The 13,303-nt window shown below is 69.4% G+C and carries 11 protein-coding genes; 3 read left to right on the forward strand and 8 right to left on the reverse strand.

What is annotated here, in order from left to right; translation table 11 throughout:
• Positions 1–16: 16 nt before the first annotated feature.
• Entirely contained in the window at positions 17–619 is a 603-nt protein-coding gene (locus RAC81_RS05300) for a response regulator (protein ID WP_375081347.1), read from the reverse strand.
• Positions 616–1,830, reverse strand: a complete 1,215-nt coding sequence (locus tag RAC81_RS05305) for a sensor histidine kinase (RefSeq protein WP_375081348.1) — start codon at positions 1,828–1,830, stop codon at positions 616–618. Before RAC81_RS05305 ends, RAC81_RS05300 begins: the two co-directional genes overlap by 4 nt.
• A gap of 156 nt (positions 1,831–1,986) precedes the next feature.
• On the opposite strand from RAC81_RS05305, the gene RAC81_RS05310 reads away from it, so the two are divergent.
• Positions 1,987–2,520 carry a small multidrug efflux protein gene (locus tag RAC81_RS05310; RefSeq protein WP_375081349.1) on the forward strand — a complete coding sequence of 178 codons (534 nt, stop codon included), beginning with the start codon at positions 1,987–1,989 and terminating at the stop codon, positions 2,518–2,520.
• 84 nt (positions 2,521–2,604) lie between these two features.
• On the opposite strand, the gene RAC81_RS05315 is transcribed toward RAC81_RS05310, so the two are convergent.
• Positions 2,605–3,447 (reverse strand): helix-turn-helix transcriptional regulator, encoded by an 843-nt coding sequence (locus RAC81_RS05315; RefSeq protein ID WP_375081350.1) that lies wholly within the window; start codon positions 3,445–3,447, stop codon positions 2,605–2,607.
• 122 nt (positions 3,448–3,569) lie between these two features.
• Between RAC81_RS05315 and RAC81_RS05320 the strand changes: the two genes are divergently transcribed.
• Positions 3,570–4,514, forward strand: a complete 945-nt coding sequence (locus RAC81_RS05320) for an SDR family oxidoreductase (RefSeq protein ID WP_375081351.1) — start codon at positions 3,570–3,572, stop codon at positions 4,512–4,514.
• Between the two features lie 125 nt (positions 4,515–4,639).
• Positions 4,640–5,530 (forward strand): lysostaphin resistance A-like protein, encoded by an 891-nt coding sequence (locus RAC81_RS05325; protein WP_375081352.1) that lies wholly within the window; start codon positions 4,640–4,642, stop codon positions 5,528–5,530.
• Here the strand turns inward: RAC81_RS05325 and RAC81_RS05330 are convergent.
• The 5 genes from RAC81_RS05330 to RAC81_RS05350 form a co-directional block, all read right to left on the reverse strand.
• The gene (locus tag RAC81_RS05330) at positions 5,514–9,680 is read right to left on the reverse strand and encodes a PQQ-dependent sugar dehydrogenase (RefSeq protein WP_375081353.1); all 4,167 of its coding nucleotides are present in this window, start codon (positions 9,678–9,680) and stop codon (positions 5,514–5,516) included. The two genes, RAC81_RS05325 and RAC81_RS05330, sit on opposite strands and share 17 nt — an antisense overlap.
• A gap of 144 nt (positions 9,681–9,824) precedes the next feature.
• The gene (locus RAC81_RS05335; RefSeq protein ID WP_375081354.1) at positions 9,825–10,571 is read right to left on the reverse strand and encodes an ABC transporter ATP-binding protein; all 747 of its coding nucleotides are present in this window, start codon (positions 10,569–10,571) and stop codon (positions 9,825–9,827) included.
• Positions 10,561–11,313 carry an ABC transporter ATP-binding protein gene (locus tag RAC81_RS05340; protein WP_251588968.1) on the reverse strand — a complete coding sequence of 251 codons (753 nt, stop codon included), beginning with the start codon at positions 11,311–11,313 and terminating at the stop codon, positions 10,561–10,563. The genes RAC81_RS05335 and RAC81_RS05340 overlap by 11 nt, the downstream gene beginning before the upstream one ends.
• Complete coding sequence (locus RAC81_RS05345; protein ID WP_375081355.1) at positions 11,310–12,428, reverse strand: branched-chain amino acid ABC transporter permease; 1,119 nt, start codon at positions 12,426–12,428, stop codon at positions 11,310–11,312. Before RAC81_RS05345 ends, RAC81_RS05340 begins: the two co-directional genes overlap by 4 nt.
• Positions 12,412–13,296 (reverse strand): branched-chain amino acid ABC transporter permease, encoded by an 885-nt coding sequence (locus tag RAC81_RS05350; protein WP_251588965.1) that lies wholly within the window; start codon positions 13,294–13,296, stop codon positions 12,412–12,414. Before RAC81_RS05350 ends, RAC81_RS05345 begins: the two co-directional genes overlap by 17 nt.
• Between the last annotated feature and the right edge of the window lie 7 nt (positions 13,297–13,303).

Consider the following 13,303-nt stretch of genomic DNA (forward strand, 5'->3'; position numbering starts at 1 on the left):
TGTTGCGAGGATCTCGTCAGATCCAGCCGCGCTCCTCGGCGACGAGTACGGCCTGCTGACGCGTGGCGACCGACAGCTTCGTCAGCACCGCGGAGATGTGGTTGCGCACGGTCCCCGGCGCGAGCGACAGAGCGCGAGCGATCTGCCCCGTCGTCTCCCCTCGTCTGCCGGCCCGCAGCACGTCGAGCTCGCGGTCGGTGAGGGGCGAGCGCTCGTCGCTGAGCGCGTCGGCCGCGATCTCGGGGTCGACGTAGCGCGCTCCGGCGGCGACCCGGCGGATGACGTCGGCGACCTCGTCCGCTCCCCGGGACTTGGGCAGGAACCCCGCCACCCCGGAGGCCAGGGCACGCCGAAGCACGCCGGGGCGCGCGTGGCGGGTGACGACCACGCAGCGGGTGGCGATCGCTCTGTTCAGCCGCTCCGCGACCTCGACGCCGTCGAGACCCGGCATCTCCAGGTCGAGCAGACAGACGTCGGGCGTCAGTCGCAGCGCCTCGGCGACCGCCTGCTCGCCGTCCTCGCATTCGGCGACCACGTCGATATCGCCCTCGAGTCGCAGCAGCGCGGCGAGCGCTGACCTGATCATTCCCTCGTCGTCGGCGAGCAGCACCCGGATCATCGTCGCCCTCCCTGCGGATCGTCCGTCGCCGGCACGGTGACGACGACCGCGAACTCGCCGCCCTGGTCTCGCACCTCCAGCGTGCCACCGGCCTCGGTGATGCGCCGTTTCACGCCGTCGAGGCCGGACCCCGTGTGCTCGCGCTGCGCGGCGGGGTCGACGTCGTTCACCACCTCGTACCGCCATTCGTCCCCCGCGCGCGCGAAGGTGAGCCGCGCGCGGCGCCCAGCGCCATGCCGGAGCACGTTCGTGGTGGTCTCGCGGATCACGGGACCGAGCGCGGATGCCGGGGCCTCACCGGCATCCGGAGCGATCTCGGCCTCGACGGCGATGCCTGCGGCACTGAGCAGATCGCGGGCGTTGGCGACCTCGTCGCCGAGCGGCACGGATCGGAACCGGGTGGCGAGGTCGCGCGTGCCCTGCCTGGCGTCGTCTACGCTCGCGCGTGCGGCGCGAAGCTGTTCCAGCGCGGCATCCGGGTCGCGCGCCATGAGTCGTTCGGCGAGTTCCAGCTGGAGCGCGATGACCTGCAGATGATGCCCCTGCAGGTCGTGCACGTCGGTCGCGATGCGCAGACGCTCCTGCGTCGCAGCGAGGCGTGCCTCCGACGCGCGCGCCCGGTCCAGGGTGACAAGCACGTCCCACCACCAGAGCGACGACACCGACATCGCCGGGATGACGATCGCGTAGAGCGTGGGAATCCAGTCGGGGATGCCGCCACCCAGCGCGCCGCGCGCGCCGTCGATGAACGCGAAGCCGATCATCACGAGAGTGGCGAGGCCCACGACCCGCACCCGCACCCCGCGCTGCCAGTTCAGCAGCACCACCGACTGGGCGACGGGCATGATCCCGAACAGCCAGCTGTCGGCAGCGAGCCCGGCCGCGACGCCGTAGGCGACGGCGATGAGCAGCGGCACGGCGATCCGCGCCCACGGGAATCCCGGCCCGTTCTCGACCCGGTGCCGATACGCCGACAGCAGCACCACCGTCGACAGCAGCCAGACGATGCCGCCGATGCCGACCACGACGACCGCGATCGGGTCGACGGGGGTCGCGAGCACGCGGAGCGCCCAGGCGAACACGAGGAACAGCTCGATGAAGACGACGGCGGTGACCGTGTACCACCAGGTCGCGGTGATGCCGCGGGCGAGCGCGCGCTCCCCGGGAGGCGGGTCGCCGAGCGGACCGGCGACGGCGGAAGGGCTGCTCACCCCTCCCACCATAGGGGCGTGACACATGTCACGGATGCCGTGGGCGAACCGTCCGGAAACCGGTGACGGTGCGACACTGCCGCAACATCCGCAGACGCGATGGACTGGTGTCATGAGGGCGGAGACACCGCCTCCCCAGAGCCACAGGAGCCCATCATGAACCTCGTCGAGACGTTCCAGAACCTCGTCGCGCAGGTCCCCGAACTCGTGCAGCCGCTCATCGTCGCACTCGCCGGTGCGGTCCCCTTCATCGAGGGCGAGGGGGCCGCTGCGATCGGCATCATCGGCGGCATCCACCCGGTGATCGCTGCACTCGCCGCGATGGCAGGCAACTTCCTCTGCGTCGCGATCCTCGTGATCGCCGGCGCCGGGGCACGCAACGCCATCGTCACCCGCTCGCGCAACCGCGAGGCCGTCGCCGCGGGCGGCGGTTCCCTCGCCGAGGTGGATGCCGAGACCGACCGCGGCTCCGCGCGCCGCGCGAAGTTCCAGCGCGCGTTCGAGCGCTACGGCGTGCCCGGCGTGAGCCTGCTCGGCCCGCTGCTGCTGCCGACGCACTTCACCGCGACCATGCTCGCCGCCGCCGGCGTCGGCAAGGGCCGCGTGCTCATCTGGCAGGCCGCGGCGATCATCCTCTGGACCACGGCGGTGTCGATCATCGTCGGCGGAGCGGTCTACGCCATCCGCTGACGCGCGGACTCCGCACCCCGGTCGCAGTTCGTGCCGTCGAGATCGCATCTCGGCGGCACGAACTGCGACCCGGGCAGGTGGGCCTCAGCGAGCCGTGCGCGGCGCGAGCGTCGACAGCAGCTGCAGCTTCTCGTGGCTCTCGGAGCCGGGCACGGCGGTGTACACGAGCAGCAGATGGGACTGCACCGGGTCGACGAGCGTCTGACAGGCGAGAGCGATCTCGCCGAGATCGGGATGCAGGAAGCGCTTGATCTCCCGGGGCCTGATGCCGACTTCCTGACGGGCCCACAGCTCCCGGAACTCCGCACTCCGCTCGCCGAGGAGGCGGCAGTACTCGCCGGCCCTCGACTGCGCGCCCCGCAGCGACAAGAGCTCCCGAAGCCCCGATGCGAAGAGCCGGGAGAGGAACTCGTGGTCGTCCGGGTGGTACAGCGCCCTGGTGCGGGCGTCCGTGAACCAGCGGAAGCCCAGGCTGCGCTCCGGTCCGGTGAGCGCCTCTGTGTCACCGGTCAGGGCGACGCCGAGCGGCGTCTGGCGGAGGGTCTCGCCGAGCTCGGTCACGATCTCCGCCGGGGTGTCGTCGAGTCTGTCGAGGATGCGCTGCATGCCGGGGCTCACATGCTCGGTGCCGAGCCCGCTCTGCGGCGGCCGGTGTCCCGCGAGGCGGAAGAGGTGGTCGCGTTCGTCGCGCGTCAGATGAAGGCCCTGTGCGATCGACCCCAGCATCTGCTCCGAGGGCTGCGGGCCGCTGCCCCTCTCGAGCCGCGCGAGATAGTCGGGCGACATGTGACTCAGCGACGCGACCTCCTCGCGTCGCAACCCGGACGTACGGCGGCGGGTCCCCCGTGCCAGGCCGACGTCCTCCGGCTGCAGCACCTCACGGCGGTGGCGGAGGAACTCGGCGAGTCCGTCGCGATCGAAAGGCATCTGTCCCCCTGGGTCGTCGGATCGATCCTGACACGGCCCTCGCGGCGCATCCACTGATCGTCATGTCCTGGATACGTCGTCGGCGCGCCCCGAGAGTGGAGGGCGACACAGAGGAGCACACCATGCCACGACGCACCATCGACATCACCCTCCCCTCCTTGACCGGCCGCCGCGCCGTCGTCACCGGCGCCAGCGACGGCATCGGGCTGCGCATCGCCACGCGCCTGGCGCGGGCCGGCGCCGAGGTGATCCTCCCGGTGCGCAACACCGCGAAGGGGGATGCCGCAGTGAGGACGATCCGCGCTGATACTGCGGACGCGCAGGTGCGCACGCTTCCGCTCGACCTCTCGTCGCTGGATTCGGTCGAGTCGTTCGGCGCTGCCATGCGCGGCGACGGCGCTCCGATACATCTGCTGATCAACAACGCGGGAGTCATGACTCCGCCGGAACGTCAGAGCACGGCCGACGGCTTCGAGCTGCAGTTCGGGACGAACCATCTGGGTCACTTCGCCCTCGTGGCGCACCTGCTGCCGCTGCTGAGGGAGGGGCGGGCGCGGGTGACGACGCAGATCAGTGTCTCCGCGAACCAGGGTGCGATCAACTGGGACGACCCGAACTGGGAGCGCTCGTACCGCGGCGGCAGGGCGTACAGCCACTCGAAGATCGCGTTCGGGCTGTTCGGCCTCGAACTCGAACGACGCAGCCGCGCGCTCGACTGGGGCATCACCAGCAACCTCGCGCACCCCGGCGTCGCACCCACGAGCCTCCTCGCCGCCCGCCCGGAACTCGGCCGCGCGGAGGACGGTTTCGATGTGCGCCTGATCCGCTGGCTGTCGGCGCGCGGCATCCTGCTGGGGACTCCGGAGTCCGCCGCCCTGCCCGCGCTGTTCGCCGCCGTGTCACCGGAGTCGCGGGGCGGCGCCTTCTACGGCCCGAGCGGCCCCGGCCACCTCGGTGGAGCTCCCGCCGAGCAGCCGCTGTATTCGCGGCTGCGAAGCGAAGACGACGCGCGCCGGATCTGGTCCCTGTCGGAGCGACTCACACGGGTCGAGTTCCCCGCGGCGTAAGGGGCTGCCATGGCAGATCGACGCCGGGCGCAGCGGCGGCGACCGCTGTTCACGTGTGAGGTGTGATCGCTGTCAACGGGCGCCCACTACGGTCATGAGGTCCCGACCGATCCCGAGGAATCCCCATGACCGATCCCCACTTCCCCGTCTCCGCCCGTTCGCGCTTCGCGCGCTCCGAATCGGCCCCGTACCGCCCGACCATCGTCGTCGCCGGGATCTTCCTCTTCGTCTGGCTGATCGCCCCCTACGTGAATCGGCTCGCCCCGCTGTTCGGGGGCAGTCCCGAGGAGGCGAAGGGCGACCCCCTGGCCGCCCTCCAGGAGCTCACCCCGTTGGCCGACCTCACCTTCGACCAGTTCGCCTTCCAGGTGATCGCCGTCATCGCCTTCGTCACCGTCATGCGGTGGTGGCGCTTGCTTCAGCACGAGCCACACCCGCTCCGACCCCGATTCTTCGCCGCTCTCCCGTTCGGCACAGCCGCCGCATTCGTCATCGCGACCGTTGTCGGGATCGCCGCCACGCCGAACCCGAACGTGTCGTTGCTGTCCCTCCAGTTCCTCTTCATGGTGCTCGTGGCGGTGATCGAGGAGTTCGGATGGCGTGGTGTCGCCGTCATCGGGCTGCGAGGTTCCGGAACGCCGGAATGGCTCGTGTGGTTGCTCACCTCGGCGGGCTTCGCCGCGATGCACTTCCTGAATCTCTTCTCCGGCGCCGCGCTGGAGGACACTCTCGGCCAGGTCGTGTTCACGTTCCTGCTCGGCACCGCCTGCTACCTCGCGCGCCGCGCGGGCGGCATCTGGCTCGCGGTCGGTGTGCACCTCGCGAACAACTACCTGCAGGTCGCCGCCGCCGGAAGTGCGGGGTCACAGCTCTTCGATCTCGTGAACATCGTGGCGATCGTCGGCCAGCTGCTGATGGCGCTCGCTCTGCCGGTGACGATCGTCGTGCTGATCCTCGAGGCGCGACGTGAACGCCGCACCTCGAGGGAGTCAGCGGCGACTACTCCGTCAGAGTGAACTGCACGGTCGCGGCGTTGCCGGCGACGTCCCGCACCACCAGAGTGTTCAGGCCGGCCACCGCGCCCATCTTCCCGACGACCACGTCGTTGACGTCCGACCACACGGCGTCGGTGAGGTTCTTCACGGAGCCGTTCAGCACGACGAGATCGACCTTGCCCGGGTCGTGCACCTTGAAGGAGACCTTGCTGTAGACCCCGTCGCCGCCCACGGTCTGTGCGGCTCCGCCCTTCGCGGTGACGACCGGCGGCGTGACGTCGAGCGTGAAGGTGACGGTCGTGGCGTTGCCGGCGAGGTCGGACACCACGAGGGTGTTCGATCCCTCGACAGCGCCGAAGGCCCCGGGGACCACGCCGTTGAGGTCGGACCAGACGGCATCCGTGAGGTCCTTCTCCACACCGTTCAGCGTCAGGCGGTCGATCCGGCCCTCGTCGTGGAGCTTGAACGACACCCTGCTGTAGACGCCGTCGCGCCCGACCGTCGCGCCCGCCTCGCTCTTCACCGTGACCACGGGGGCGACGTCGTCGACCGCAGCGGCCGTGACCGTCAGGTCGCGCAGCCGCCCGACGTTGTCGAACGAGCCGAAGCCCACTCGCCCGGTGGGGAACGTCGTGTCGGTCGCGGTCAGCAGCGGCGACGGCAGACCGTCGAGGTAGACGGCGACCTGACCGGTGTCGGCGCACCGGATGAGCCGCACGTCGTGCCACTCCTCGTCGGTAACCGCCGGTGGAGCGCCGATCGTGCCGTTCCACTGATCGTCGATGCGGACGCGGTCGACCCCGTTCACCTTGAAGATGCCGTTGTGCGGGTAGATCGTGTTGTCCTTCGACAGATGGGCGTAGTAGTACTCGGTGTCGGACTGCCAGCCGAAGACCACGATCACGTCGCGGTTGTTCACCGACGCCTTCTCGTCGAGCCGCACCTGCGCTGTGAGGTCGAACGAGCCGAGCTCGTCGCCCTCGGTGAGCACGGCGTACTCGAAGGGGCGGCGTATGCCGTCGCCCGGGTCGGTTCCCGGCTCGGCGAGCACGATCTCGTCGCCGGGGAAGTCCCACTTCGCCGGGGTGCGCGGCGCCCAGTCCGCGGCATCCATGACGTCGGTGATGACCTCGCCGTCCGGCGTGCACGGGGCGGGCGCCGGCGGCTCGGTCGGCACGGCGCCGTACAGCGCGTACTGCGCGGCGATCTGCTCGGCGGTGGGCACCGTGTCGAGCAGCATCACGTCGTCCATGCGTCCGTGGAACGGGTTCGCCTCGCGAGTGTTCTGCGGGAAGCTGCCGCCGATCTTGATGCCTGCTGGTGCGGTATCGGACGTCGCGCCCCCACCCCAGGGGTTGGATGCCGTGTACCGGCCCGCCAGCTCCTCGCCGTTCATGAACAGCTTCATCTCGCCGGCCGCGAAGTCGAACGTCGCGGCGAGGTGCACCCACTGCCCCTTCTTCAGGATCTCGTCCCAGGGCAGGTCGGCCGCGAAGGTCCACGACCCTCCCCCGTCGACGCGGCGACCGAGGGCGACGAGCTTGAGCTCGCCGTCGACCGTGATGACTTCGAGCAGCGCACGCACCGCATGTCCGTCCGAGGTTCCGGTGAGCACACCGGCGAGTCCGATCGCGTTGTAGACGTCGTCGGGGTTCGCGGTGTTCGAGTTCGGCGCCGGGTGGTCGCCGGTCGGTTTGAACCACCCCATCACCGACACCTGCTCGGCCCCGGCGAACGCCGACAGCGAGTCGACACCCGAGGAGTCGTACACGCCCGCCTTCCAGTCGTCGTTCGACGCGGTGCGCGGACTCATCTGCTGCGTCTGCAGCGCCCTGCCCGCGCCGGGGTACGCGCTGTCGGCGACGCGCATCTCCACGCCGCCGTTGATGAGCGCGATGTCGGTGCCCGAGCGCCCCTGGTCGACCTCGACCGTCGGGTTCGCGGTGTCGGCGTGGTCGAAGTCGTGGTGAGTCACGAGGTTCGGCGCCAGCTCGGGAAGCACGAACGGCGAAGCCGGGGCGCCCGCATCACGCGCACCGGTCACCTTCCAGATCTTCCCGTTGGCCTTCGACACGAGGTACAGCTCGCCGTCGGCATCCGACCCGAATCGCAAGTCGACGCGCGTGTCGCCGACGAGTTCCTGGAACGTCGTCTCGACGCCGTCGGCGAAGACCCGCAGCTGCTCGATCGTCGCCAGGTCGTCGATGTCGCCGTCGTTGCGGACCATCTCGTCGGCCTGCGTCGAGAGCACCCACCCGCGCACCAGATCGGTGAACAGATAGCGCCCCTGCAGCTCGGCGATGTCGCCGCGGTAGACGAACCCGCCGTTCACGGCCACTCCGGCATCCCCTGTCTGCCCGGGATCCCGGTTGTGGTCGTAGGCCGCGACCGGGTACGTGAATCCGTACTGCGCGTCGTCGGCGGGCAGCGGGAAGATCTGCCGGTTCTCGGCGAGGAACGATCCCTCGCGCACCGACCACCCGAAGTTGTCGCCCGGCTCGACGGCGTAGATCGACTCGACCTGCCACTCGCCGATGTGGGCGAGGTACATGGTGTGGTCTCCCTCGGGGTCCCAGCTGATGCGGTGCGGGTCGCGCAGCCCCAGCGCATAGATCTCGGGGAGGGCTCCGGCCTGTCCGACGAAGGGGTTGTCGGCGGGCACGCCGTACTCGCCGTTCGCACTGTCGGACCCGGTCGGGTCGATGCGCAGCACCTTGCCCTGCGGCGTCGCGAGGTCCTGCGGATTGCCGTTGCCGACGCCGTTGCCGCCGTCGCCCACGAGGATGTACAGGATGCCGTGCTCGGCACTGCCCGGCTCGGCGGTCGGGTTGAACGCGATCTGCTGCACGGTGTGCACGCGGCCGCCGAAGGGGATGCGCATGATCTCGCGATGGGTACCCGCGAAGGTCTCAGCGGAGGGGTCGGTGGCCTTCCACTCGGTGATGACGCTGTGGAACTGCGTGTTGCCGTAGGCGGGGAAGTCGGGGGCGTCCTCGGTCAGCGCCGTTCCGCCCTCGGTGTGCACCGTGTAGAAGAGGCCGTTGTCGGCGAAGTCGGGGTGGAACTCCGCGGCGCCCAGTCCGGTGCCCAGCCCCGCGCTGTTGTGGAAGTTGTCGACGAACTGATCACGCACATTCAGATACGGCACGTACTCGCCCGATGCCTTGTCGACGAGGTAGAGGACCGCGTTGTTGTCGGGCACCATCAGGCGACCCGATCCATCGGGCACCTCGTCGAGGTGCGTGATGCGGTTGTGCCGTACGAGGCGCGGATCCTGCGTGGCCGGGGTGGTCTGCGACGCCGGCAGCTGCGCGAGCTCCGTGACCTCGATGCCGAGAGAGGCGAGCTCGGGGTCGGGCAGCGGGTTGAGCAGCGGCTGAGCCGGTGTCTCCCCCGGTGCGCAGTCGCCCTCGTTGCCCGTGGCGATCGCGAGGTTCTCGCGGGCGGTGTCGACCGCGACGTCGTCGAGCAACAGGCGACCGGCGCTCGATGAGCCGTTCTTCCAGAAGAAGCGGTCGAGCGAGCCGTCGACGGCCTGGCGGAACCCGAACTGCTCCTCGGTGCCCTCGGGCAGTCGGGTGATCTGCTCGTACGGGCCGCCCTGACTGTATACGGCGACCTGGTCGTTCGCGTTGTCCGCGACGATCCACACGCACTGCCAGGCGTCGCGCGACCACACGCCGGCGGGCTGGAACGCCCCTCCGTCGCGGACGCGCAGCACGTCGTCGTTCTGGTTGTTCACGTAGGCGCGGCTGTGCGTGTAGTCGTTCGGAGCATCGACGTCGGTGAGGCCGAACGAGGTGTCGACGCTGCCGGTGCGCAGGAACCGGAAGAACAGCGTGCCGGTGTCGCCCTCGGCGATCGCGGGGATCTCCCGGTAGGCCTGCTGCCCTCCGCCGACCGACTCGACCACCTGGTTGTTGCCGTTCAGCGGGTCGGCGACCACCTGCGGCGCGGTCGAGGCGACCCATCCGTCCTGACCGTTCAGGGCCGTGCGCTGGTAGTCCTCGAAGTCGATCAGCTCGGTGAACGGCTCCGCGGCCGCGGCCGGGGCTGCGGCGAGCAGCCCGCCCACCATGATCGCCGCGACCGCTCCGGCGGCCGCCCTTCTGCGTGCTCGGCGGGACGGCGGAGCCCCTCCCGCACTTTCGCTGCCCTGCATCGATCGCATGCTTCGTTCCTGCATCAGAGACCTCTCAACGTCGTCGTCGTGCGGTGTCGTGCCGGGGTGACTGCTGCCTCGCTCCGGGGCGGCACTGCAGCGGAGCGGACGATCGTGACGAGCGGACCGACGGCCTACCCGTCAGGGTGCGGATCAGTGGTTGGCGGCGGGCTTCCCTCCGAGGTAGAGCGCGGCCAGCGTGGGGTCGGCGAGCAATTCGGATGCCGGACCCGAGATGTGGACCCGACCGAGGTCGAGCACGCAGCCGATGTCGGCGGTCTCGAGTGCGCGCCGGGCGTTCTGCTCGACGAGCAGCACGGCCGTGCCGGCATCCCGCATCCGGACGACCTGCTCGAACACCTTCTCGGTCGTCTTGGGGTCGAGTCCCATCGACGGCTCGTCGAGCAGCACGACCTTCGGGCTGACCATGAGCGAGCGTGCGAACTCGACCTGCTTCTGCTGGCCGCCGGAGAGGAGACCCGCGAGCTGCTTCCACCGCTCCCCCACGATCGGGAAGAGGTTCTGCACGAACTCGACGCGCTCCTGGATGACCTTCTGGTCTGTGAGGGTGAACGCGCCGAGCATGACGTTCTCGCCGACCGTCATCTCACGGAAGACGCTGTGCCCCTGGAGGACGTGCGCGAGGCCGTTGCGCAGCATCGACTGCGGTCCGTCTCCCGTGATGTCACGGCCGTCGACCTCGATGCGCCCCGACCGCGGCTTGAGCATGCCGCTGGCGACCTTGAGCACGGTCGACTTGCCCGCGCCGTTCGGGCCGACGAGACAGACGACCGACCCGGGCGGCACCTCGACGGTGAGCCCTCGAAGCACGAGCGCGGCGCGGCCGTACCCGGCCTCGATGTCGCGCAGTTCGAGCAGGTTCTTCGCTTCAGACTCCAAGGTAGGCCTCCAGGACGCGCGGATCTTGCTGGATGATCTCGGGGGTGCCCTCGGCGATCGGCCGGCCGCGGTCGAAGACCACGACGTGATCGCACAGGCTCATGACCATCTCCATGTTGTGCTCGACGATGATGAAGGTCTTGCCCTCCTCGTTGAGTTCGCGCACGAGGGTGGCGATGCGACCGATGAGTGCGGGGTTCACCCCGCCGGCCGGCTCGTCGAGCATGATCGTGTCCGGCTCGCCCATGAGCACGCCCGCGAGCTCGAGGAGCTTCTGCTGGCCGTAGCTGAGGTTGCGGGCCTCGGCGTGCTCGAGGTGGTCGATGCCGACGCGACGCAGCCATCCGCGTGCTCGTTCCAGTTCGTCGGGATCGTGCGCCGATCGCAGCTGCTGACGGATGCTCGTGCTCCGCACCGCGACGAGCAGGTTCTCCATCACGGTCATCCGAGGGAAGACACGGCACAGCTGGAAGCTGCGTCCGATCCCCGCCCGCGCGATGCGGTCGGGAGACTTCCGCGTGATCGACTGACCCCGATAGCGCACCTCGCCCGAGTCGGGCTTGATCATGCCGGTCACGCAGTTGAAGAACGTCGTCTTGCCTGATCCGTTGGGCCCGATCAGGCCGTTGACCTTGCCCTCCTGGAAGCGGACCGAGGCCGCGTCGACGGCGGTGACGCCGCCGAACGACTTCGTCATCGAGTCCGTGCTCAGGCTCTCGAGCGTGGTGGTGGCGGCGTTCATGCTGACGTCTCCTTGCTCGCGGCATCCGCTTTTCGCTTCTCGTTCTGCTCGAGCAGCTGCGCCGCGGTGATCTCGCGGATCGACGCCTGGTCGGACTTGCGCCGGAACAGCGATCCGACGGCGGGGATCACGCCGTCGGGCATGAAGAGCACGACGACGCCGAGCAGGATGCCGGTGGCGATGAGGTGGAACTGGGTGTCGCCGAACTCGAGCTTGAAGTACTCCAGCGCGACGCCGACCACGACGGCTCCGAGCAGCGGGCCGAAGAGGTTGCGCACGCCGCCCAGCAGAGCCATGAGCACCATGTACGAGCCGATGAGGATGGAGAACTGGAAGATCGGGTCGAGGTCGCCGAACCACAGCGCGTACAGACCGCCGCCGAGCGCCACGAAGAACGCCGAGAGGATGTAGGCGATCAGCTTGTACCGGGTCGTGGGGACACCGAGCGACTGCGCCTTGTCCTCGTCCTCGCGGATCGACTTCAGCGCGGTGCCGAACTTCGACCGGTCGATGATCCACCAGGTGAGCAGTGCCACCGCGAGGATCGCGACGAACAGGTAGAAGAACACGCGGTGGTGCTCTGGGCGCAGCATTCCCGGGAACGGACGGGGGACGTTGAGCCCCTCGGATCCGCCCGTGACGTCGCGCCAGCTCTGGAACACCAGGAGCATGATGAGCACGAACGCGATCGAGACGATCACGAACGACGCGCCGCGCACCCGGAGGGCGGCGATGCCGATCGGGATGGCGATCACCGCCACGAGGACGGTCGCGAGGATCCAGGCGACGAAGCCGGGCAGCGCGAGGTACTTGATGAGGAGGCCGGTGCCGTAGGCGCCCAGTCCGAAGTATGCGGCGTGGCCCAGGGAGATGTACCCGGTGAACCCGCCCATGAAGTTCCACCCCGTCGACAGCACGGCGTAGTTCAGGATGACGACCCCGGCCGACAGGATGTACGGGTTCGGCGCGATCGCCGGGAAGGAGAGGATGAGCGCCGCCCCGATCACGATCAGGACGAGGCGCACCCAGGTCGCCGACGGGCGGCGGACGGGAGCGGGCGGAGCGACGACGACCGTCTCGGTCGCGATCGGTTCGCGGCTAGAAACGCTGGGCAAGACGACCTCCGAAGAATCCCTGCGGGCGGAACATGAGCGTGGCGAACAGCGCGACGTAGAACACCGTCTGCGCCCAGGTCGGCCCGAGCGGCAGCTGCAGCAGGCTCTGCGCGATGCCGAGGACGAGAGCTGCGATCGCCGCACCCGGGATGCTGCCGAGACCGCCGACCACGATGATCGCCATGAGCGGGCCGATCCAGTGCCAGTGCAGCGACGGGTAGATCGTGGCGTCGAGCGACAGCGCCGTGCCGCCGATCGCCGCGGTCGCGAGGCCGAGTCCGAAGCCGTAGCCCGCCACTCGGTCGGTGTTGATGCCGACCAGACGCGCGGCTTCAGGGTGCTGGATCGTCGCCCGCAGCGCCTGACCGAACTTCGTGTACTTCAGCAGCGCGAACAGACCGGCGAGGGCGACCGCCGCCAACCCGAAGGCGATCAGCTTGACCACCGGCACCTGGGCGCCGAGGACCTCGATGCTCGCGCTCGCGTAGGGCAGCGGGATCCGACGCTGGGTTCCGGAGAAGAAGAACCCGAGCGCGCCCTCGATGATGAGCGCCACCGCGAAGGTGAGCAGCACCGACATCATCGTGAGTGTCAGCGGCTTGAGTCGTGACACGAGCAGCCGCTGCATCACGACGCCGGTCAGGAAGAACAGCGGCACGGTGACGACCAGCGACACCAGCGGGTCGATCCCCGTCTCCCGGTTGAACCACCAGGCGAGGTACGCCGCGAGGATCAGGAAGGCGGAGTGCGCGATCATGACGACGCGCATGATGCCGAAGTAGAGGGTGAGCCCGGCGGCCAGGAGGGCGTAGAGCCCACCGAGCAGGATGCCGAGGATGAGACTTTGAAGGAGGAGGGATCCGCTCACGATGCGC

The organism is Microbacterium sp. CR_7 (assembly GCF_041954755.1).
Lineage (GTDB): Bacteria > Actinomycetota > Actinomycetes > Actinomycetales > Microbacteriaceae > Microbacterium.